This is a genomic window from Butyrivibrio sp. XBB1001 (genome assembly GCF_000424505.1).
In the GTDB taxonomy this organism is placed as follows: domain Bacteria; phylum Bacillota; class Clostridia; order Lachnospirales; family Lachnospiraceae; genus Butyrivibrio.
On the sequence record NZ_AUKA01000021.1, the window covers coordinates 15,845 to 39,560 of the forward strand.

20 protein-coding genes are annotated in these 23,716 nt (G+C 41.4%); 13 read left to right on the forward strand and 7 right to left on the reverse strand.

Translation table 11 applies throughout. The annotated features are described in order from the left end of the window. Position 1 precedes the first annotated feature (1 nt). Both G631_RS0114475 and G631_RS0114480 read right to left on the reverse strand, forming a co-directional pair. Positions 2-496 carry a hypothetical protein gene (locus tag G631_RS0114475; protein WP_026490059.1) on the reverse strand — a complete coding sequence of 165 codons (495 nt, stop codon included), beginning with the start codon at positions 494-496 and terminating at the stop codon, positions 2-4. 11 nt (positions 497-507) lie between these two features. Next, on the reverse strand, positions 508-915 hold the full coding sequence (locus G631_RS0114480) for a hypothetical protein (protein WP_026490060.1): 408 nt from the start codon (positions 913-915) through the stop codon (positions 508-510). 176 nt (positions 916-1,091) lie between these two features. Between G631_RS0114480 and G631_RS19380 the strand changes: the two genes are divergently transcribed. The 5 genes from G631_RS19380 to G631_RS0114505 all read left to right on the forward strand — a co-directional run bounded on the left by G631_RS19380 (position 1,092) and on the right by G631_RS0114505 (position 8,348). Continuing rightward, positions 1,092-3,764, forward strand: coding sequence for a Tex family protein (locus tag G631_RS19380; RefSeq protein WP_035789875.1), 2,673 nt, complete (start codon positions 1,092-1,094; stop codon positions 3,762-3,764). A gap of 35 nt (positions 3,765-3,799) precedes the next feature. Further along, entirely contained in the window at positions 3,800-4,945 is a 1,146-nt protein-coding gene (locus G631_RS0114490) for a GGDEF domain-containing protein (protein ID WP_026490061.1), read from the forward strand. A 78-nt stretch (positions 4,946-5,023) separates the two neighbouring features. Next, the gene (locus G631_RS0114495) at positions 5,024-6,793 is read left to right on the forward strand and encodes a glycoside hydrolase family 27 protein (protein ID WP_026490062.1); all 1,770 of its coding nucleotides are present in this window, start codon (positions 5,024-5,026) and stop codon (positions 6,791-6,793) included. Positions 6,794-6,814: 21 nt separating this feature from the next. Continuing rightward, positions 6,815-7,219 carry a hypothetical protein gene (locus G631_RS0114500; RefSeq protein ID WP_026490063.1) on the forward strand — a complete coding sequence of 135 codons (405 nt, stop codon included), beginning with the start codon at positions 6,815-6,817 and terminating at the stop codon, positions 7,217-7,219. Position 7,220: 1 nt separating this feature from the next. Next, a complete protein-coding gene (locus G631_RS0114505; protein WP_026490064.1) occupies positions 7,221-8,348 on the forward strand; it encodes an SLC13 family permease in 1,128 nt (375 codons plus the stop codon). On the opposite strand, the gene G631_RS0114510 is transcribed toward G631_RS0114505, so the two are convergent. The 5 genes from G631_RS0114510 to G631_RS0114530 all read right to left on the reverse strand — a co-directional run bounded on the left by G631_RS0114510 (position 8,332) and on the right by G631_RS0114530 (position 15,119). Further along, the gene (locus tag G631_RS0114510; protein ID WP_026490065.1) at positions 8,332-10,026 is read right to left on the reverse strand and encodes a GGDEF domain-containing protein; all 1,695 of its coding nucleotides are present in this window, start codon (positions 10,024-10,026) and stop codon (positions 8,332-8,334) included. The two genes, G631_RS0114505 and G631_RS0114510, sit on opposite strands and share 17 nt — an antisense overlap. Continuing rightward, positions 10,016-11,692, reverse strand: a complete 1,677-nt coding sequence (locus G631_RS0114515; protein ID WP_155833939.1) for a GGDEF domain-containing protein — start codon at positions 11,690-11,692, stop codon at positions 10,016-10,018. Before G631_RS0114515 ends, G631_RS0114510 begins: the two co-directional genes overlap by 11 nt. Before the next feature lie 226 nt (positions 11,693-11,918). Beyond that, positions 11,919-12,791, reverse strand: a complete 873-nt coding sequence (locus G631_RS19385; protein ID WP_081671371.1) for a TPM domain-containing protein — start codon at positions 12,789-12,791, stop codon at positions 11,919-11,921. A gap of 21 nt (positions 12,792-12,812) precedes the next feature. Continuing rightward, a complete protein-coding gene (locus G631_RS0114525) occupies positions 12,813-13,874 on the reverse strand; it encodes a hypothetical protein (RefSeq protein ID WP_026490067.1) in 1,062 nt (353 codons plus the stop codon). Between the two features lie 42 nt (positions 13,875-13,916). Continuing rightward, entirely contained in the window at positions 13,917-15,119 is a 1,203-nt protein-coding gene (locus G631_RS0114530) for an SPFH domain-containing protein (RefSeq protein ID WP_026490068.1), read from the reverse strand. Between the two features lie 142 nt (positions 15,120-15,261). Here G631_RS0114530 and G631_RS0114535 point away from each other — a divergent pair, with 142 nt between their 5' ends. The 8 genes from G631_RS0114535 (at position 15,262) to G631_RS19390 (ending at position 23,593) form a co-directional block, all read left to right on the forward strand. Then, positions 15,262-16,818, forward strand: a complete 1,557-nt coding sequence (locus tag G631_RS0114535) for an ASKHA domain-containing protein (protein WP_026490069.1) — start codon at positions 15,262-15,264, stop codon at positions 16,816-16,818. A 54-nt stretch (positions 16,819-16,872) separates the two neighbouring features. Beyond that, positions 16,873-17,043 carry a DUF6472 family protein gene (locus tag G631_RS21210; protein ID WP_176757218.1) on the forward strand — a complete coding sequence of 57 codons (171 nt, stop codon included), beginning with the start codon at positions 16,873-16,875 and terminating at the stop codon, positions 17,041-17,043. Positions 17,044-17,155: 112 nt separating this feature from the next. After that, positions 17,156-18,250 (forward strand): ABC transporter ATP-binding protein, encoded by a 1,095-nt coding sequence (locus G631_RS0114545; protein WP_026490070.1) that lies wholly within the window; start codon positions 17,156-17,158, stop codon positions 18,248-18,250. Further along, entirely contained in the window at positions 18,247-19,137 is an 891-nt protein-coding gene (locus G631_RS0114550) for a carbohydrate ABC transporter permease (protein ID WP_026490071.1), read from the forward strand. The genes G631_RS0114545 and G631_RS0114550 overlap by 4 nt, the downstream gene beginning before the upstream one ends. Before the next feature lie 20 nt (positions 19,138-19,157). Further along, positions 19,158-20,030, forward strand: a complete 873-nt coding sequence (locus tag G631_RS0114555) for a carbohydrate ABC transporter permease (protein ID WP_026490072.1) — start codon at positions 19,158-19,160, stop codon at positions 20,028-20,030. Between the two features lie 49 nt (positions 20,031-20,079). Continuing rightward, on the forward strand, positions 20,080-21,672 hold the full coding sequence (locus G631_RS0114560; protein ID WP_242829109.1) for an ABC transporter substrate-binding protein: 1,593 nt from the start codon (positions 20,080-20,082) through the stop codon (positions 21,670-21,672). Positions 21,673-21,808: 136 nt separating this feature from the next. Further along, the gene (locus tag G631_RS0114565; protein ID WP_035789876.1) at positions 21,809-22,591 is read left to right on the forward strand and encodes a hypothetical protein; all 783 of its coding nucleotides are present in this window, start codon (positions 21,809-21,811) and stop codon (positions 22,589-22,591) included. A 198-nt stretch (positions 22,592-22,789) separates the two neighbouring features. Then, positions 22,790-23,593, forward strand: coding sequence for an FRG domain-containing protein (locus G631_RS19390; protein WP_051197294.1), 804 nt, complete (start codon positions 22,790-22,792; stop codon positions 23,591-23,593). The last annotated feature ends 123 nt before the right edge of the window (positions 23,594-23,716 follow it).

A 23,716-nucleotide genomic window follows, 5' to 3' on the forward strand; every position in this document is an offset into this window, starting at 1 on the left:
ATCAGCCGGCCAGATCGATATTTGCTCCAAGCAGCCCTTGTTTATCTATGGACTTTCTGGCTTGCTGATATGGGTTATCCTCATTACTGTATTTTATCTTAGTAGCGGTCTCCCCACCGCATACGTAAGTGCGTCCGCATTCTGGACACACGGCTGTTTTGATAGATACTGATGCCTGAAGAACCTTGCCATTATTCATGGCTGCATCCTTGTAGGCATTGCTCACATGCTCAGCTTCATGTCCTCTGACTCTTGCAGCAGCAGATTCAGGACTGATGTGCTGGGCGCTCTTGAAAGAAACCATCTCATCAGAGCCGTCTTGATATTTACGGTTCTTGCAGGTTTCACACTCTGCAGGAGATGATAGTTTGCCAGGAGCCTTCTGTGTGGACTCACTAGGATTAAGTATGGGCTTGGCCTCAGAAGCAGCACCAGTTGACATGCTAAAGCCAGCGTAGGCTCCATATCCACTTCCGATAGCACCGATCATACTCATAGGCACCTTCCTTACTCGCCATCAATGCTTACACCTATCTCTTTTAACATATCGTCAAAGCTCTCGCCGTAAAGCTGGACGGAGGTTTTATTGAGCTGCTCATGCGCAACAGGATCTGTAAACATTGTATGAACACTAGTTACAAGTATTGCATAGCCAAGTACTATTCCAATTGTCCCGTATATGATTCCCTTTTTGGCCTGAGGAAGGAGCTTGGCCGCTGTGCCCTTGGATAAAAGAGCAAAAACGACAGCTATTCCACCAACAATTATTCCGGTATACATGAAAAAGCATAAGGGAACTGAAATAAGTCCCATAATAAGGGCTGTTGAAGCCATCCTGACATGATTATCAAGGTCATTATGGGTCATGTTGTAATTATAATTATTGTAATAGTACTTGTCCCCGTTATCTCCCATCAATACCTTCCTCTCAAACATAGGTTCTTACCATAGATTCTACAATAAAACGGCGTTTTTTTCAATGTTTACGGGCCTTTCATGAGTCTTGAAAACAGAGCGAAAGGCTTGGTATAATAAGGAATATCGTTTGTTCATAAAAAGTTAATTGAATATTAAGTATTAGCGAGGAAAAAATGGATATTGTATTAAAGATCAAAGAAGAACTACAAGTCGAGAAATGGCAGGTTGAAGCCGCAGTTAAGTTAATTGACGAGGGCAATACTATTCCTTTCATTTCACGATACAGAAAGGAAGCTACAGGCTCCCTTAATGACGAACAGCTCCGTAATCTGGATGAGAGACTTAAGTATCTCCGCAGCCTTGAAGAGAGAAGGCAGCAGGTGCTTGCTTCTATCGAAGAGCAGGGCAAGATGACTGATGAACTTAAGGCCAAGATTATTGCAGCTGAGACTATGGTTGCTATCGAGGATCTTTATCTTCCATATAGACCAAAGAGAAAGACAAGAGCCAGCATAGCAAGAGAAAAGGGACTGGAAGGACTTGCCCAGATCCTTCTTGCTCAGGAGACTACAAAGCCCCTTGCTGAGGAAGCTGCAGCCTTTGTTGATCCGGAAAAAGAGGTTGAGGATGCAGCACAGGCGCTTCAGGGAGCAATGGACATCATTGCCGAGGATGTTTCTGACAATGCTGATTTTAGAACATATATAAGAGAAGCTACAATGGAGCAGGGTATCCTTACAAGTAAGGCCAAGGATGAGAAGGCTCAGAGCGTTTATGAGATGTACTATGGCTATGAAGAGCCTATCAAGAAGGTATTGGGTCACAGAGTACTTGCTCTTAACAGAGGTGAGGCGGAGAAATTCCTCGTAGTCAAGATTGAGGCTCCTGAAGAGCAGATACTTCAGTATCTGAACAAGAAGATGCTCAAAAATGACAATCCTATTACTACTCCTGTTATTGAGGAAATCAATCAGGATGCATATGAGAGACTCATTGCTCCTGCTATTGAGCGTGATATCAGAAATGAACTTACTGAGAAGGCAGAGGATGGTGCAATTTCCGTATTTGGCAAGAATCTGACTCAGCTTCTCATGGCACCACCTATTGCTGGCAAGACAGTTCTGGGATGGGACCCTGCTTTTAGAACTGGCTGTAAGCTTGCAATAGTAGATGCTACAGGTAAAGTTCTTGATACCAAGGTTATTTATCCAACAGCTCCTCAGAACAAGGTAGAGGAAGCTAAAGCTGAATTAAAGAGACTTATTGATAAATACAACGTAGATCTGATTTCTGTTGGTAATGGTACTGCTTCTAGAGAATCTGAGCAGGTTATCGTAGAACTTATCAAGGAACTTGACAGACCTCTTCAGTACGTGATAGTCAATGAGGCCGGAGCTTCAGTGTACTCAGCTAGTAAGCTTGCCACAGAGGAGTTTCCACAGTTTGATGTTGGACAAAGAAGTGCAGCATCCATTGCAAGAAGACTTCAGGATCCGCTTGCTGAGCTGGTCAAGATAGACCCTAAGTCTATTGGAGTTGGACAGTATCAGCATGATATGAACCAGAAGAAATTGGGCGAGACCCTTGAAGGAGTTGTAGAAGACTGCGTTAACAAGGTTGGTGTTGACCTTAATACAGCTTCAGCACCGCTCCTTCAGTATATTTCTGGTATCAGCAAGGTAATAGCTAAAAATATTGTTGATTATAGAGAAGAAAATGGTAAATTTAAGAGTAGAGAGGAACTTTTAAAGGTACCTAAGTTAGGACCAAAGGCTTACGAGCAGTGTGCAGGTTTCCTTCGTATTGCTGACGGAGAGAATCCTCTTGATGCTACAAGCGTGCATCCTGAATCCTACGAGGCTACTTTAAAGCTTATGGACAAGCTCGGTATTACCTTTGATGATGTTAGAGCAGCTCAGAAGAACGCTGCCAAGGCCGCTACTGAGAAACCTCAGCCAGCTAGAGAAGAGAAGCCTCGTCCACAGAAAAAGCAGAAGCAGGTTGTTATCAGAAATACAAGCACAGCTATGGGAGCAGCACTTGCAGCAGCACTTGCAGGCAGTAACCTTGCTGTAGTGCAGGATTCTGATAATGCATCTGATAAAAAGCCTTCTGCTGACAACAAGGCCGCAGAGAAGTCCACTCTTAATACAGGTTCTCTATCCAGGAAGGTAACAGAAGCAGACAAGAAAAAGCTTTCTGAGGAGCTTGGAATTGGTGAGATCACTCTTACTGATATTCTCTCAGAGCTTGAGAAACCTTCAAGAGACCCAAGAGAAAACATGCCAGCTCCTATTCTAAGAAGTGATGTCCTTGATATGAAGGATTTAAAGCCAGGCATGATCTTAAAGGGAACAGTCAGAAACGTTATAGACTTCGGCTGCTTCGTAGATATAGGTGTTCACCAGGATGGACTGGTGCACATATCTCACATTACAGATAAATTTATCAAACATCCGCTTGAGGCTGTCAGCGTTGGGGATATAGTTGACGTTCAGGTACTTGATGTTGAACTTGATAAAAAGAGAATTGCACTTACAATGAAGCTTGGAGATCCTGCCAAGATTGCGGCAGAGGCAGCAGCCAAGGCAGCTACACGCCCTGCACCTAAACAGGAACAGACCGAGAAAAAGGCTGCGCCAAAGAGGACTTCTGTAGTAGCTCAGGTTGCGGAAGCTTCCGGAGTTTCCAAAAAGCCAGTTGTAAGGAAGGCTGCTCCTAAAAAGGATGTAGCGCAGGAGGCATCAAAGGCTCCAGCTAAAAAGCCAGAAGCTACTGCTGCTGAGCCGGTTAAGAAGTTTAAGAAAAAAGGTATTGTTATATTTAAGGGGAATGCTAATGAATAACTGCTGACATCGTAAGACACTGGCGAGGTTATTATATGATCGCATTAGAAGGATGGTTGGTACTTAATTTCTATACAGTATTCTTGATAACTCTTTTGCTGATATTTCAGAGTAAAGGCTCCAAGATGATCAGAGGCAGGAAGTATTCTGCCATTCTGATCCTGACTCTTATACTGCTCATATCAGAGTCGCTTGGGCGCGTAGGAGAAGCTTATCCTGATCAGTATCTGATACTGGCAGAGGTTGGCTACTTTGTTATTTTTGCTCTGGATCCACTGGATATCCTCTTTGCAGTTAATTACATTGACTGCTGGATGGATGAGAGTAATACCAAGAGCAAAATGGGAAGAAACATTTTTAGGTGGGCTTTCCAGATATTTGCCATTATAAATCTGATACTTGTGCTAGTATCCACAATTGGAAGATTTGACTGGTTCTACTATTTCCAGGATGGCGTTTACTATAGAGGGCCTCTATATCTGATAAGAGCTTTGTTCCTAATATTGTTCATCATTTTATTGGTAGTGTATTCTATCTTATTTAGGAACAGTATTATGAATGACTACAAGAATACAATATTGTTTTTGCCAATCTTTTCTGTGCTGGGTGCGATTTTACAGGTTTTCATTTCCAATATGAGTACCACCTACGCAGGAATATCTCTGGGTTGCTTGGTTGTGTATTTCTTTTTCCAGAGTAAGGACGTTAATCTTGATTATCTGACAGGAGTCCTTAACAGGCGAGGACTTGATATAAGGCTTCAGGAAAAAGTCAAGGCTAGTGCTACTTCAGGTAGGGATTTTACCGCCATCATGATAGATGTGGATAATTTCAAGGCTATAAATGATACTCTTGGTCATAGTGCAGGAGATAGGGCAATCAAGGATATAGCTGATGTTTTAGTGGATATCTTCGGGCAGGAGGCTAGCATTGGAAGATTTGGAGGAGATGAGTTCTGTGTGATAACAGAAATAATCACTCCAATTGATATTCGCGAAAGAATTGGTGAGATCAGAGATGAAATAGCAGTTCTAAGAAGGCGAAGAGGCTGGCCCAGACATGTGGATATCAGCTGCGGCTACGAGATTTATGATCATACCAAGCAGCTTTCTGCCAAGAAATTTGCAGAAATAATAGATGAAAAAATGTATGCTGAGAAGGAACAACATCATAGAATGTGATAAAAGAGAGAGGGCTTTTGTGACAAATGTCATGAAAGTCATCTTTTTGGGAAAAAATAAAAGGGGAAAGAGACTACAATGACACCAGACAGATTAGAAAAACAGGGACGTTTTGATTCTTTTGACAATGGGGAGGTTTTATTTGCTAAAAAGAAAAATCACCTTCCGGCTATGGGATGGAATAGCTGGAATGCGTTTGGAAGCGGCAATACAGAGGCTTTGACAAAGGCTATGGCAGATAAGTTTATTGAGCTAGGCCTTGATAAGCTTGGATATAAATATATTGTTCTTGATGATGGTTGCTACAAGGATAGGAGAGTAGATGGGAAGCTTTCCAATGAAGAAATCAAGTTTCCGTCTGGATTTAAGGCACTTGGCAATTACATCCACGAAAAAGGCCTTAAATTTGGTATGTACAACGATATAGGAACAAATCTCTGCGCAGGAGCAGAGGTTGGAACCTGTGGTCATGAAGCAGAGGATGCTAAGAGTTACCTGGAGTGGGGAGTAGATTTTCTTAAAGTGGATAACTGCTATTATCTCTGGGATAATGCCACATTCTCAAATGCTGAAAATGCCAGATATACATTTGCCCCTAACATACGTGGAATGAGAATAGGGGAAGATGAGTTTTCCGTTATCTATGGAGTTCATGAAGGCGAAAGAGTCAGCGTGACAGGCATGGAGCTTACAGGAACAAGGGCTCAGAGAGAAGAGGACTATATAACCGGAATTGGAACCTTTGATGGTACTGGACCAGAGGCATCTCCTGTAGATGTTCGCTCAAGCGAGCTGGTATTTGCTGTGGAAGCCAATGAGGATATGGAAACAGAAATTTCTGTAGAGTATGCATCTGGCAAAAGAGAAGGAGTAGGACAGTGGCTTGAAGTGGCTGTGGGAGATGAAATTTTTTACGATGATTTTCTTGACGAGACTCCTTCAGAGACGGATTTTACCTGGAGTAAAAAGATTCTGGTCAAACTCAAAAAAGGTAGTAACAGGGTCAGACTTATGAACCACAGACGTCAGGAAAATACTCTTAATTCCTATGCAAGACTTCTTAAGGAACTAAACAGACTTGATCCTGATAATGATCTTATCTATTCAGCCTGCGAGTGGGGTAAGACCCAGCCTCAGAACTGGGCTTACAAGGTTTGTGATTCTTGGAGAATACTAAATGATATTACTTTCAGAGTAGGAAGTGACGGAGATCCAGGAGTTGGAGCATGGACTGGGGATTACACTACAAGTGTAGCTACTCAGTACAGCAAAGCTGTAATAATGGATGAGTTTGCAGGACTTGATAAGGGCTGGAACGATCCTGACATGATGATGATTGGCATGAACGGACTTAATGAGACTCAGTGCAAGACTCATATGACTATGTGGTGTATGATGAACTCTCCTCTGATGCTGGGACTTGACCTTAGAAGAGTGAAAAAGGGAGATAGTCTGTATAATATTATTGCTAATAAGGACATGATCTCTCTTAATCAGGATGGACTTGGAATCCAGGCCAAGAGAGTATATTCCTCACTCTCTAAGAGCCAGCCTGATAAGGAATATATTAGAGATATAGATAGAGTTGATATTCTCTGCAAGCCTCTTACAGGTAACAGATTTGCGCTTTCATTCATAAACGTAAGTGAAAAAGATAAGGATGAGACCTTTTCAATAAAGATCTGCGACCTCAAAAAGCTTATGGGTGATTGGATCTATAAGAGTGATAAATATAAGGTTACTGATCTGTGGACTGGTGAAGAGAGCAAGAACACCACAGGAGTATTTGAGGTAAAGGGATTAAAAGCCTGCGATAGCGTTACTATCCTTGTGGAAGCAGATATCTGATGACTTTAAGGAGACAGATCCATGACTGAAAAAGAGTTTTTTGACAAATTGCTTTTGGCTTATTCTGAGGAGATATCTGAGGACCTTCCGGGAGATGGTCTTGGCTATTATCTTGAATACTTTCTTGATAATTATCCACCAGAGAAGCTAGAACTTAAGCTTACCAAAAAGATAGCCGCCAGGATCATCCATGAATTCATGGTCAATATATTAAAATGGCCAGATCTAGAGTGGCAGGAAGCGGGTAAACTCAAAGATATCTATGACTGCAGAGTGTGCGCTGGCGCTATTGCTCAGGTATACGAAAGAGGAATACTAGGGGAGGAACAGCCACTGGTGTTTGGACTTAACAAAGTTCTTTCTGAGAAAGAGGCCAGTGCCCTTATTGACAGATTTATTGAAATGATAAAGGCGGAGGCAGCTTAAATTGAATTTGATCAAAAAGATAAAATCTGATCCTGTGCTATGTATTGCCTGGATACTTGCCATATGTTCAATGTTTCTTGTAAAGCCAGACAAGGAATATGCAGGATATATAGACTTTAGGTCTCTAGGCATTTTGTGGGGACTTATGGTAGTTATCCAAGGGCTAAAGGATAATGCAGTATTTGAGAAGGTTGGAAATTTCCTTCTAGGAAAGGCCAAGCTCTCCTTCCAATTGTGCGCTGCGCTTATATTCATGTGTTTTTTCGGAAGCATGCTAATAACTAATGATGTGGCCCTTATTACTTTTGTTCCATTTGCTGTGCTTGTTTTAAAGAACTGCAATAGAGAGGACCTTCTGATTCCAGTGATAGTGTTTCAGACTATTGCGGCTAATCTTGGAAGTATGGCAACACCTATAGGAAACCCGCAGAATCTCTACCTCTATGGCGTTACAGGCATGTCTATTACGCAGTTTATAGGTACAATGATGCCATATACACTTCTTTCCGGGATTCTTCTTGCGTTTTGTCTATTACTTCTCCCGGGAAAAAGAGACAAAGTCAGTGTTTCTCAGGAAGCAGAGGTTGTGCAGAAGTTTGGAAGCAGAATACAGATTGCAGTATATGGAGCTTTGTTTGTGATAGCTCTTTTGGCGGTTCTTAGGATAATACCATGGTATATTATGGCCGCTATCATATTTGTTGTGGTGCTTGGAATGAATATCAATATTCTTCTGAGGGCAGACTATATGCTACTTCTTACTTTCATAGGCTTTTTCATATTTACTGGAAATATAGCCAGAGTAGCTGTTGTTAAAGACTTTTTAAGCGGAGTGACTAGTGGCCGTGAATTTATAGTTTCAGTAGTGGCAAGCCAATTTATAAGTAATGTTCCAGCGACTCTTATGCTGAGCGGATTTGCCGAGAACTTACAGGAGCTTCTCATAGGAGTAAATGCAGGAGGTCTTGGAACGCTTATTGCCTCTATGGCGAGCCTTATTTCCTTTAAGTTTTTTACTGCAAGCTATAAAGAAAGCCAGGGCAAGTATATTCTCTACTTTACCCTGGCAAACGTGATCTTTTTAGCGGTGTTTATAGCTGTACATTTTATTGTTACAGCCTTGGGGTGATACCCATTTCATCGTGCATACGTCTCTTGTTTTCGTACATCCTCTGGTCTGCTAAAAGGTATACATTGTGGGAGTTTCCATCGGGTGCCTCATGTCTGAAGGCAAATCCGACGGAGACGCTCCGTTTGTACTCGGTGTATAGGGCGTTCATAACATTTAATGCACTATTCATACGTCCAATCAGTGTATTAATGTCTTTACTTCCTGCATCTCGTATTATAACTATAAATTCATCTCCGCCAATTCGTGCACAGAACTCTTCCTCGCCAAATGTGTTATTCAATACCTTTGCGAAATCTTTTATATATTTATCTCCGCTAGGGTGGCCATATTTGTCATTGACCATTTTCAGGCCATTTAGGTCTATGCTCAGAATGCAGTAATCATCGGTGGCTTCATTTAATTCTGCCATAAGCTTATCTGCCTTGGAACGGTTGGGAAGATTTGTAAGGCCATCAGCATATGCAAGGTGAGAGAGGGAAGCATTTTCCTGTTTTTTGGCATAGCTGGCTGTAATATATACAAGATAAGTTGACAACTGGCAAACAGCAAACATAAGGCAGGCAAGGGATATTATGGCTTTATTGGCTAACTGATAGGTTGGAATATGGAATTTATCCAATACATATATTATCAGGTGAATTAGCTGCCCTATAGCAAAACTGAAAAGGCCGGTCATCTGTATTCTGGTATTTTCTGGTACGATTATTTTTTTCCTGATTATCATAAGGGCATAGAATAATAGGACACCAAATCCAACTAGCCCGGATAAGTGATAAAAAGGAAGAGTGACCCTCATGTGAATGTTAAATATATAATGGAGTGCAAATTGAACAAGAGGAACTCCGCAGCATACCAGCATAATTCCTGTATATAGGCGGTTTCCTTTGAAATTCCCAATATAATACAGGAGGATAAAACAGTAAGGGACAGTCACGTACATAGTGAAATATTCAATTTGTGTTTCTAATTCTGTATAAACAAATAAGGACAGAATACTGTAATAGGTCAGTAACCAGGCACTTAGATTCATGCAAAACAAAGAACCTAGTACAAGACTTTTAATCTCTGAAACATAGCTGGTAAATATCAGGCCAATACACAGAAATGTAAGGCCAAAAACAAACATGAATAGACCAGTAGCGATTATTATTATATTATCCTGGACATATACTCCGGTCACATCAGGATGAGAGCCAAATATCGGCGCCTCAAAGTTTCCATAGCCATTGTCTTCACTTAGGTACATTTCAAATACTAGTTCTTTTCCTGAATAGTCAGGAGGAAGAGTAATGACATGAACCATTTTCCCAAGAAATCTATCTTTCTGATAATAGTCCATTCCAAAGTCATAAATAGGCTTACCGTCCACATAAACCTTTAATGTGGAATACTTGGATCTAAACAGAATAACAGGATTAGGAATATCGCTAACTGGGAGAGCATGCTTCATTATAAGATGATCATGTTTTCTGGTTTTCTGATTATAGTATTTGTAAAAATGAGATAATGAAACGTTCGTCAGATCCACATCATTAATGCTCATATCCCATTGGCTGTTTAAAGGAGTAATGCTATATTTGGGCACACTTTGCAAAGCTATCATAGTGCAGATGACAGCAGCCGCAAAAATTGCTATGGAAGATAGCAGATAAGGAAGCCTTTTTTTATCGTTCATAGGAGCCTCCTTTCTTGTGCTTCTTGCCTAATAGATCGTCGTATAATCTGCCAAGAGTCTGTTTGTGATGTGTTTTTTTCATCTTGTACATTCTAGCATCAGCAAGAAGATAAACATTTTGAGCTGAAGGATTATTGCCAAGTATTTCGTCGTTGCTGCTTGCGTGGCCGTAAGAAGCAGAGTATTTGACGGGGGAGTCGGTCTTGCTCTTTTGCTCCATGGTGTTAATAAAACTTGTAATCTCTTTTTCTAATTTCGCATCATTTATAAATGGCAAGACTATTATAAATTCGTCTCCGCCCATTCGGCCTATAAGAGATGCATCATAAAAGCTTCCCCTTAGGATATCAGCAAATCCGCTTAACAACTTGTCACCAGTCAAATGACCATAAGTGTCATTGGTATATTTGAGGTAATCCAGATCTACGCTGATGATAGTGTACTGCCCAGACAACTCAGCCAGAGTCAATTCGCATTTAGACCTGTTTGAAATGCCTGTCAGTGCATCAGTATATGCCAGACCCTCGAGCTTTTGTTTCATATTTGAGGCATTGATATATTCAATGCAGTGGAAAAAGTAATTAAGTACAAGACAGTCTATGAATAAAAGCGCACCAACAGTAAGGAAATTGATGTTGGAATTTACTTCCCCATTGCTAATGTACTTTTTAATATTGAACTTGATAATATCAGTAACGGAACAGCCAAGGAAAAGAACAAGTCCCAGAAACAGCATATTAGTGGACATGTTTCGTGTGTTGAACTCATCCGGATGAACGCGGTGTTCATATACAGAACTAAGTAAAGAAGCAATTATGTAGAATCCTTCTACAAGTGCTATCAGATGTAGCGTAGATACGAAATTGCATATGTGTACGAGATTTGCCAGGTGCAATATAGCTGTGACTATTGCAAAGCCATAGTTTATAATGCCCAGTACAAATGGAACTTTTTTACCTCTTATCTGTCTGGCAAAGGTCAGAAACAGGAGAATAGAGGCTGGAAGCAGGAAAAGAGATAAGTATTCCAGAAATGTATAGAGAGATGGATAGTCTGAAAATGTCCAGAAAAGATCATTAAAGCACAAGATATAAAGGCCTAGAAGTACTGAGATAACACCGCTAAAGGCTATGCTGAGATCATGGTTGCCTTTATAAAGAAGGATTGGTGATAAAACAAGGGTCATAAAGCCAAACATTACAAGGAAAACCGCGATAGAAAGAGACAGTCTTCCATCCTGGACCATGCTACGGGTAATATCTTCCATAACACCAAGGGTTATAGGAGACATGCCAGAAAAAGCATTTCTTTCAGTGGCTGTAAAGAGTATAGTCAGTTCTTTTCCTGGATAATCTGCAGGCAGGTTAACAAAATGCTCAACCTTTGGAAGCATTTTGCCGGCATCATAATAATCATGACCAAAGGTGTATATGAGCTGACCGTCTAAGTATACATCTATTGTGGATAAGATACTTCTAAAATGGATTGTTGCAGGAACAACATCATAATCATCCATAGTCCTAGTAATTGTTATTTCATCGCCACTATTGGCCATACCAATGTCGGATTTGGAGAGTATCTCTGGACTGAAGGTGTTACCAGCATGACAAATAGTCCAGCCATTTTCTAACTGGACCAGATTAGACTGTTGTGGGGATTTATACACATCTGCCCCCAAAAAATAAATGACGCTCACCAAAAGTACAAAAGCTAAAAGGGGCAGCAGAACAGTGTTTATCTTGTGCCTTGTTATCAAGAAAAGCCTCCTATCATCTAACTATAAGTATACAATGAAGTGATTAAATAAGCACTTAATTATGTATAAACAAAATAAAAAAACTCACTTATCTGCCAGGACGACAAATAAGTGAGTTTATTACTTTTTTATAAAATTAGAAATGGCCATGGCTTCCACCATGGGATGAGCCTGAACTTGAAATGTGAACTGAGCTTCCGCCAGAGCCGCCTGAGCTGGAACGCTCATCAGGAATCCTGACCTTAGAGGTGGATGAGCGCAGATAGGTATCCTTGTGCATTGTAAGATGCAGACCATTGTGACTCTGATAGCCTGAAGCAGTAGTGCTTGCATGAACATTTTTGAGGCTGCTGATCATTATAAAAATTGGGATCAGCGCGACTATCAGACCGATGCCAAGACATATGATCCCGACCTTTATAAGAGCCTGTGGGCTAGTGTCTTTAAAGCCAATATCGTAAGGATTACCGCTTTCATATTGAGTGTATAAATAGTCAGCAACTTCAATATATTTGTTGAAAGCGTTGTAGTAGTCGTCATTACTAAGGTATGGCCCCATTTCTTCCATAAGGTATTCCTGACCATAATCTGTAAAGGCCAGGATCCCTGTTCCATGGGTGGAAATAGCAAACTCCCTGTCTGCCATGCTCAGCATAAACAATACGCCTGAACCGTCAAAGTCAGCCTGGAATCCATTGTAATCATAGTAATCATCTGCATAATCCTGGATAGGTCCGCTGTGTTCATCCACAGTCAGGATGGCAATGTTTGCGTTGTGCTTCTGACTAAGTTCATCTAGTTTTGCTAATATATCCTCCTGAGCAGTGGAAGAAAGAAGTTCAGCGTTGTCAAAGAGCCTATCTTTTTGCCTGCTAGAGGGCTTGGTATAACTATCCCAGAGAATGAGGTCGCTTGCTTTTGCCTTAGGCATGGGGACAAGCATCATTCCCAGCAGGATAAACAGAAAAGCCACAGCTATATGTTGTTTTAATCGTTGTATTTTTTTCATAAATCCTTATATTACCTGATCCTATAACACAAAGTAGTAGATCAAAAATGAAATAACAGAGACAAGCGCTGCTATCGGTATATAGTATTTGACTGCCCGGGCAATACTGTATGGAAGATTACCTATAAATTTGCCAGACTGACCATTCATGGCAAAGAGGTAGTTTTTATCTCTCCAGGTAGTATTCAGGATATACACAGGGTATAGGGCGTATTTGTAAGATGAACGCTCGATACCTGTGTTCTCGCCAAGGGGACGAAGAGATGAGTAACCATTTATCGTTCCCTTAAAATCTGCAATCAGAGAGTTTTTGATCCTGTTCATAGCTCTGGGCATATTATCATTGGCAGAAACATTGTATTTATTCGCAAGAAAGCCTGCTAAGTATCCCATATTAAATGGAACCATCTCATTGTGATCGAAGGGCTCAAGAGAGTCCATCAGATCATCAGGCATTTCTTTGGATGCGTCGGCTGGAACATTCTCAAAATCTTCTGTTCCGGCTCTTCTTACATCGTAAAACTTGGTTTCTGTATATTCATAGGTGCTATCGCGCCAGTGTCTGACTTTCCTGCCTTCGTAGGCTCCGGAAAAAGACATGGTAGCATTATAAATCCAGAAAGGTACATATACACCTTTTATTTCATCTATGTGATTCTCGTCAAGGAACACCTTTGGCACAAGACGTTTGGATTTTACGTAGTTCCTATAGGTGTTCATGGCGTCATCCTTGGTACATTTGAAAGGAATGATGTAGTCGGGCTTAAACTCTCCTGTGAATTTCTCACTTACAACCACGTTGTTACTGCAAAATGGGCATTTTGTGGATCCAAGAGATTCTGTAGCAAGGATCTCACCGCCGCAGGAGCCGCACTTATAAATATAAAGCTGCTGACCATCATCTGTAGTGTTCTGGTTAGTGTACTGATCAGCAGCTTCACCTGTGCTGCCTGAGTTATGATTGGCTACATAATCCTTAACATCAAATTCGGAATCACAATAAGGACATTTGAGCTTTTGTGTCTTAGGATTAAATTCCATTGCCCCACCGCAGGAAGGGCATTCATATTCGTGTAAAGCCATTGTTACCTCAACAATAAAACATTTATTTAATGATGACGTAGATTATTGTGGGCGTGGTGATCCGCAGTTAGTGCAGAAATTTCCGTTGTTAAGATTTCCACACTTACATGTCCAGTTAGATGCTGGTCTTGGCTTACCACAATTAGTGCAGAAGTTGCCGTTGTTAGCAGCACCGCAAGAACATGTCCATGCTGCGCCGCCCTGAGGCATCATCTGAGGAGCAGGAGTTGGAGCTGCCTGAGGAGCTGCCTGCTGCTGGCCCATCTGGAACAACTGATTAGCGTTCATTCCGCCAGCCTGTCCCGCCATGTTCATTCCTGCAAAGGCCATCATAGGGCCTGTTGCTGTATTTTTGGCTGCATCCTGCATTGCCTGAGCCTGAGCGCTTGCAATTGTAGCAGCTGCCATATTAGGATTTCTAAGAGCGCCTGCTCTCTGAAGCTCTTTAATAGTAGCTTCGTCTTCTTCTGAAGCTGTAACAGAGCTAACTCCAAAGCTAGAAATCTTGATTCCGTAGAACTCTGTCCACTTCTTGGAAAGTATCTCATTAAGGGCATCTGCGATTTCTGTGGTGTGTCCAGGAAGAGCGCTGTAACGGATTCCGCTCTCAGAAATCTTGGCAAACGCAGGCTGAAGAGCTGTAAGAAGCTCTGTCTTGAGCTGTGATTCGATTCTGTCTCTTGTAAACTCACCGCTTACATTTCCACAAATGTTTTTGTAGAAAAGAACCGGATCAACTACACGATAGCTGAATTCGCCGTGGCACTTGATGCTAACATCCATATCAAGGCCAATATTTGTATCAACTACGCGGAATGGAACAGGGTTAACTGTGCCATACTTGTTGCCAAGGATTTCCTTGGTGTTTACGAAATAAACGCGCTGATCCTTGGCTGCTGAACCGCCAAAGCCAACTCTTTTTCCAAATTCCTTGAAGGAAGCTACAATATTTTCCCCAAGGTCTCCATAAAATACAGAAGGTTCTGTAGAAACGTCATATACAAATTCACCGGCTTCTGCGCAGATTTCAGTAATCTGTCCCTGATCAACGAGGATCATACACTGTCCCTCGTTAACGGCGATGATAGAACCGTTAGAAATTACGTTTTCGTTCCCCTTTCCAGCTTTCTTTACGCCCTTAGTCAAAAGAACATCGTTTGAAAGTGCTGGACAATAAAAATAGTCTCTCCACTGATCGGCTAAAACACTGCCACCAGCTACTAAAGCTGCCTGTAAAAGTCCCATAAATATCTCCTTTCATACAATAAAAATCTAAACACACCTATTTTCGCACATTTTAGCGGAAAATGCACCTTTTTTAGTGTATTATTACCTTATGAAGACTAATAGTTTGCATATTACTATTAATACAGGAGAAAAGACTGTTATGTTGCAGGCTCCAAGAGGGAAACAGCTCAAGGGGCTTTTAAGTGATGCAGGTATAAAAGTGCCACTTCCCTGCGCAGGGATGGGGCGCTGTGGAAAGTGCAGGGTAAGGTTTACAAAGGGAGCCCCAAAGGCCAGCTTTCAGGATAAGAGTTTTTTGTCGGAAAAAGAGATAGAAGATGGCGTTAGACTATTGTGCAGGGCTGTTTTGACTGAGGATGCAGAGATAGTTATAGAAGGAGAACAGCTTAAAGAGGAAAATATTCATGCATCTGGCAAGATGCTAAAGACTATCAGAAAGGACAATCCAGCCCCTGAGACCATGAGCAGCTGGGGTGTGGCAATAGATATAGGAACAACTACTATCGGCCTTATGATAATTGGCATGAACCCACAAGGGGAGCAGTATATTTATGGCTCGTTTTCTGGAATCAACCATCAGAGAAACTTTGGCGCAGATGTTATTTCAAGGATTGCCGCTGCAGGTGAAGGCCATGGAGATGAACTTTTTTGCCTTATAAGAGATGATATTTTAGAGCTTATAGAAAACGCCCTGGCTAAATTCGGCGTTAAAAAGCTTGATGTAATTACAATTACAGGAAACACTACAATGCTGCATTTGCTACGGGGTTATGATGTTACAGGTCTTGGCAGATTTCCATATGAGCCATATTCTCTAAAACCAGAGAAAATAAGCGTTTCTGACCTATGGGGAAACGATATCCCTGAGTATCTTAGACATGCAAGAGTGCTTATAATGCCGGGAATATCAGCATTTGTCGGAGCAGATATAGTAGCTGATATTTATGCTGCCAATATGCTCAAAAAGAGCTACAGTGAACTTCTTATTGATCTTGGGACCAACGGAGAGATGGCCTTTTGGGATGGAAGTGAGCTTTTTGTGACATCCACAGCAGCAGGCCCTGTGTTTGAGGCAGGCGGTATAAGCTGTGGAATGGCAGCAGTTCCGGGAGCAATATCAGAAGTTTATATAAAAAGAACTCCGGATTCAGGCAGGTTTGAAGTAAAGCTTGGAACCATATTAAACAAGGAACCTGTAGGAATATGCGGCTCAGGGGTTCTTGAGGCAGTATCCGAACTTGTGAGAAATAAGTTTATTGATGAGACAGGTCTTTTGACAGAGGAGTACTTCAGTGAGGGTTTCCCACTTACAACAGAGGGAAAAGAAATAAGGCTTACTCAGAATGATATAAGAAATGTACAGCTTGGAAAGGCTGCACTTTATGCGGCGCAGAAAGAGCTGTTAAAGGGGAAAAAGCCTGAATATATAGCAGTGTGCGGCGGGTATGGCGTAAGTCTGATGGCTGAGAAATTAAGATATCTAAAGCTCTTTCCATATGAAGAAAGCCATGTATATACCTCTCCTTACTCAGCCCTTTCAGGGTGCATGCTGCTTTTAAAGGCGGCTCTTAAGGAAACATGCGAAGAAGAAAAGATAATAGCTGAACTTGAGGATATAGTAAAAAGGGCCCACGTAGTTGAATTGTCAAATAAGGATAATTTCACAGAAAACTATGTGGATGCAATGAATTTTTGATGTATTATGATATGGGTGTCAAAAGTCAAAATGAATACATCCGGAGGTTTTTATATGATCTGTGATACATGTGCTAATTATGTCTATGATGAAGACTGGGAGTGCTACACCTGCATGGTAAATATGGATGAGGATGATTATTACCGCATGATGTCAGGTAGCAATAAAGAGTGTCCCTACTATCAGGACAATGATGAATATAAAGTGGTAAGGCATCAGATGTAAGCGATATGTGGATGAGAGGTCGTACAAAAATCTTGCTTGCAAGGATTTTTGTACGAATTCGAAGACACAACGGATATGAGGAATAAAGAAATGCGAATGAAGAGGAAAAAATATGAAAATAGTTTTACAGCACGTAACCAAGCGCTTTCCCAATAGGAACAAAAAGATAAAGGATGATGTGATCGCAGTTAATGATTTTAATTTTGAGATACCAGATGGCAAGCTCATAGGTCTTTTGGGCCCATCTGGCTGCGGAAAGAGTACAGCACTTAACCTCATCTGCGGACTTGAGAAGCCATCTGAGGGCCGAATTTTCTTTGGCGATACAGATGTAACTGACCTTCCACCGGAGCATAGAGGGGTAGGCCTTGTTTTCCAGAACTATGCTCTTTATCCACATCTTACGGTTAGGGAAAATATTAGATTCCCACTTGAGAACCTAAGAGGGGCCAAGAAACTCTCCAAGGAGGAAATGGAGAAAAAGGTGCAGGAGGCGGCAAAGCTTGTCCAGATCCAGGACCTTTTAGACAGAAGGCCCAATGAAATGTCAGGTGGACAGCAGCAGAGAGTAGCCATAGCTAGAGCCCTTGTTAAGAGACCCCAGGTTCTGCTTCTTGATGAGCCTTTGTCAAACCTTGATGCAAGGCTAAGACTTCAGACCAGAGAAGAGCTTAAGAGAATTCAGGTGGAAACTGGAATTACAACAGTATTTGTAACCCATGATCAGGAAGAGGCCATGAGTATTTCAGATACGATTGTTGTCATGAAGGATGGAGTTCTGCAGCAGATGGGGCTTCCTCAGGATATATATGATGAGCCGGTAAATCTTTTTGTGGCAAGTTTCCTTGGAACACCTCAGATCAATACCTTTACTGGTGAAATCAAGGACGAAAAGGTTTATATAGGAGATGCGGCTGTGCTTGATGCCAAGGGAATTGCAGATGGAGATGTCTATGTGGCTATACGGCCAGAGGGATTTATTATTGATGAGAACGGCCCCCTTGAATGCGATTTCCTAAATCGTGAAGTAATGGGAAGAGACACTAGCTTTGTGGCTACGCACCCTCTTTTTGTCGGCGAAAATATAAGAGCCATAATCCCATCAGAGGAAACTAAATCAGCTGTTGATGGCAAGATCAGATTTTCGCTTAAACCCAAGAAAGTATGTGTTTTTGACGGAGTAACCAGAGAGAGGATCATGTTATGAAAAAGAACTTGACTGCCTGGCTATGTCTTTTGCCAGCAATAGCATTTCTTGGAGTATTCATGGTATATCCTCTTGTGGATGTACTTATATATTCCTTTGAAGAAGGCTATAACTTTGCTTCCCAGACCTTTTGGGGAACGGGCTTTTACAACTATTCCTACGTCCTTCATGATCCTTATTTTATCCAGGCTCTGAAGAACACCTTCATAATAGTTATAATCACAGTGCCCTTGTCTACTGGAATAGCCCTTTTGATATCCCTGGGACTTAGTTCCATTAAGGCTTTGAGGGATTTCTTTCAAACTGTCTATTTCCTTCCATATGTGACCAATACATTGGCTGTAGGTCTTGTTTTTATGATTTTGTTCAAAAAAACTGCCTATTCCGATGGTTTGGTATCGCTCCTTATACAGCTCTTTGGCGGTCCCTCTGTGGATTTCATCGATGGACCATATTGGGCCAAGATGTTTGTTATGTGTTTTTACACAATATGGATTGTTATGCCATTTAAGATACTTATACTTACAAGCGCATTGGCTTCAGTAAACCCGATGTTTTACAAGGCAGCCCAGGTGGATGCAACTCCTAAGTGGAGGATATTTTACAAGATCACACTTCCAATGATCTCTCCTATGGTCTTTTATCTGATAATTACAGGTTTTATCGGGGCTTTTAAGGCTTATAGCGATGAGGTTGCGCTATTTGGCACAGACCTAAATGCTGCAGGAATGAACACCATTGTTGGATATGTGTATGACATGCTCTATGGAAACAGCGGTGGTTATCCATCTTATGCATCGGCAGCAGCATTGATACTTTTTTCCATAGTATTTACGATCACGACCATCAACCTTATGGTCAGCAGGAAAACTGTTCATTATCAGTAATAGCGGGGATTTGAGATTAGATGAACGAGAAAGCTAATAAAAAAATAGAGAAACAGGCAAGGATAAACGAGAGAGCCAGAAAGATTGTTATTTATTTTCTTTTGACTCTGTGGGGAGTTTTGGTGTTATTTCCCTTCTACTGGATGATACTGACTTCTGTAAAGGGGTACGGAGCCTACAATTCTGAGTATGTTCCAAAGTTCTTTACATTAAGCCCTACAACAGCTAACTATATTACGGCTTTTACGGCTGTTCCCCTTGCTAAGTATTTCTTTAACACCTTTATATTTACAGTTATAACAACGCTACTGATGATGGTGGTAGTTGTTTTGTCGGCCTTCGCTTTTGCAAGGCTTGATTTTAAGGGAAAAGATATAGTGTTCTCGCTGTTTCTTTCTCTTATGATGATACCTAACGAACTGGTTATCATTACTAATTATGTGACCATAACAAACTTAGACCTTAGAAATACTTTCCTGGGGCTGGTGCTTCCTTCTGTAACCTCTGTCTTTTACATATATCTTTTAAAGGAAAACTTTGAGCAGATTCCGGAGGAACTTTATAAGGCAGCCAAGGTGGATGGAACCTCGGATTTTAGGTATCTTGTCAGAGTTATGCTTCCTATATCAAGGCCGACAATTGTGACAATCACGATCCTTAAGGTTATTGAATGCTGGAATTCCTATGTTTGGCCAAGACTTATAACTGATGATCAGAATTATTTCCTTGTTTCAAATGGTATTCAGGAAATCAGAGAAAATGGTTTTGGACGAGAAAACGTGCCTGCTATGATGGCAGCAGTTGTGGTTATTTCAGTGCCTTTGGTTGTTTTGTTCCTGATCTTTAGGCATAAGATCATGGAAGGCGTAGCAAGAGGCGGCACAAAGGGCTGAGCAAGACAAAAACTAGAATTTATCTGCAGTAACTGTAATGGAGATGAAGATGAAGAAACACAGAATAATATCGGCAATCCTTGGTGCTATGCTGCTGCTTGGCGGATGCCATGGAGCCAAGGCATCTACGGACTTTACAATACCAGAAGAGTTTGATGAAACCAAAAAGATTGAGATCACCTTTTGGGCCAAAAATGATACCAATGTAACTCAGACAGCTATTTACAATAAGGCAATTGAGGACTTTCAGGCTTTATATCCTAATATAACTGTCAACATGAGGCTCTATACAGACTATGGCAAGATTTACAATGACGTTATCACTAATATTTCAACCAATACAACGCCAAATGTTTGCATAACCTATCCGGATCACATTGCCACCTATCTTACAGGAAATAATACAGTAGTTCCACTTGATGATCTTTTTGCAGATCCTGAGTATGGACTTGGAGGAAGCAGATTAAAGTTTGATTCACCTTCTGTTTCAGAGATAGTACCTGAGTTTCTTGATGAGTGTATGATCGGGGAAAAACATTATGCTATCCCTTACATGCGTTCAACAGAGGCCTGCTATGTTAACAAGACATATGTTGAAAAGCTAGGATTTACACTACCTGATAAGCTTACCTGGGACTTTGTCTGGGAGGTTTCTGAGGCAGCCATGGCTAAAAATACAGATGGAACCTTTAAGGTAAATGGGCAAAACGTGCTGATTCCCTTTATCTACAAATCAACAGATAACATGATGATCCAGTCCCTTAAACAGCTTGGAGCAGACTACTCTGATGCTGATGGGAATGTCCTTTTGTTTAACGACGATACAAGAAATGTTCTAAAGACAGTTGCGGAGCACACAAAGACAGGGGCCTTTTCGACCTTTAAGATTTCTGGATATCCAGCCAATTTCCTAAATGCCGGACAGTGCATATTTGCTATTGACTCTACTGCAGGAGCTACCTGGATGGGATCCAAGGCACCCCTTCTTGATATATCAGCTGATAAGGTTGTGGATTTTGAGACTGAGGTCATGGCAATACCTCAGTATGATCCAGAGAACCCCGTGATGATATCTCAGGGACCTTCAATATGTGTGTTTAACAAAAAAGATTCGCAGGAAGTTCTTGCATCCTGGCTGTTTGCGCAATTTCTTTTGACCAATGATGTTCAGATAGCTTACTCAGAGACTGAAGGCTATCTTCCTGTTACAAAAAAAGCGCAGGATGCACAGGAATATCAGGATTATCTAGCAAAAGAGGGCGAGGATAACGACCTTCATTACGATGTAAAGATAAAGGCTGCAAAGCTTTTAATGGAAAATACGGGAAACACCTTTGTAACACCGGTATTTAACGGTTCTGCATCGGTCAGAGATGCTTCCGGCCAGCTTATTGAGAACGTTACTAAGTCTGTTAAGAGAAAAAAGACTGTGGATGATGCTTTTATAGATGGGCTGTATGAGGATGTTAAGTCTTTGTATCATCTGGATCAGGGAGGGGCATCCGGAGTTTCAGGTGGAAAAGCAGACCTGGGAAAACTTCCAGTTGCATCGGTATGTCTTTTACTGGGGCTAGTAATTACCTGGGTTCTAATAGGTGTCTATGCCTTAAGAGAAAGGTTAAAATCAAAAGAAAGACAATAAATGTTTGTAATTAGTACATATTGTTAGTATAATTCAATTGTTTATGAACGAGCAGGAATAGGCCTGCCCGTAAATAGTTTAGGGCTGTAATATCGCAAGGCGGTATATAGACCCTGCACATAATAGGAGGAATATTATGAAGAAGACATTAGCAGTGGTATTGACAATGGGTCTTGCACTCTCATTCGTTGGATGCGGTGACAAGGCAGCAGAGGTTACTGAGGCTCCAGTAGAGGCTGCAAGCGTAGTTGAAGAGGCAGCAACAGTTGCAGAGTCAGTAGCTGAGGAAGTAGTAGAAGAGGCAGAGGCTAAGGCAGAAGGCGTTATGACATATGCTGAGTATGCTGCAGCTGAGCTTGATTCAGAAGTTGTTGTTGAGACTTATGTACAGGCCAAGCAGTCATGGTGGGAAGACAAGGCAACATTCTATACACAGGATGAGGATGGCGCTTACTTCATCTATGAGATGGCTTGCTCACAGGAAGATTATGACAAGCTTGTTCCTGGAACAAAGATCAAGGTTTCAGGTGTTAAGTCTGAGTGGTCAGGTGAGGTTGAAATCGTTGATGCTACATTCGAAATCGAGGATGGCAACTTTGTAGCAGAAGCTAAGGATGCTACAGACCTTCTTGGCAAGGATGAGCTCATTGATCTTCAGAACCAGCTTGTTTCTTTCAAGGATATGACAGTTGAGGCTGTTGCTTACAAGAACGAGCAGCCTGGTGATGACATTTATGTTACACTTTCAAAGGATGGCGCAAGCTACGAGTTCTGCCTTGAGTATTATCTCAATGGTTCAGATGAAGAGTTTTACAACCTTGTTGGTGGCCTTACAGCTGGACAGACAGTTGATGTAGAGGGATTCCTTTACTGGTATGAGGGCGCTAACCCACACATCACAAAAGTTACAGTAAAATAATCAATTTATATATTTAACCGACTTAGGGCGTGGCAGTTATCTGCCACGCCCGTTTGCATTAATTGTGGTAAATTCGCGGCATTTATTTATTTTTGTAATTCTTGATATAATAAGATTGATAGATTTACAAACAAGAGCAGCTTGTGATATTTTATCGTGATGAAATAAGCACGCGGATAATAGTTATGAGGAATATATATGATCAGAGAAGTACACATTGATACACTTGAAAAGCTCCTTCCCCTTCTGACAGAGCAGGAATACAGACCAGATCTTGACAGAAACAGAAGCCCATACGTATACAGAGGCATGTCTGATGCATCCTTTAAGATGTATACAAGCCTTAGCAGGAACTGCAAGGGAAGACAGAAACATCTTGAGCCTGCGATACTTGAGAATTTCGCCAAGTATGCCATAAATGACGAGCCTTCAATCGGACATTCAGTCTGGAGGCAGATGATACTGGGCCAGCATTATGGCCTGCCAACAAGACTGCTAGACTGGACACAGTCCGCCCTGGTTGCTCTTAACTTTTCAATGACAGAAGAAAACCTGGAAGAAATGGACAAGCACGACAGCATGGTCTGGAGGATCAATATGTCTGAGATGGTCCTTCAGCTTCCAGATTCTTACAAACGCGCAGTATACGAGAAGAACTCCACTATCTTTACTGTTGATATGTTAAAAGAGATCACGGGAAACAGCCTTAAACAATACGACAAGGACATGGGCGATAGCGCAATGGCTATAATAGAGCCGCCGTCTCTTAATCAGAGAATAATCAATCAGCATTCATTCTTTGCTGTAGTTCCAATGGGAATAGAAGATATCGAGGGATTCCTTGATAAATACACCAAGGATACTGTAAAGTACGTTATAGATAAAAAGCTTCGCTGGAGAGTAAGAGATATGCTGGATCAGCTCAACATGAGCGAACGTATCGTATACCCCGGCCTCGAAGGCCTCTCCAAGTGGATAGCAAGACATTACTATGTGAAATGATATAGGGATACAAAGTCTTGCAATGCTGTGCTTGCACTAAGCATTGTGAGACCTTGTAGACCGAACAATACATGAGGAAAAAAGACATGCGAACAAAGTGAGCATGGCGATTTCCGAATGTAT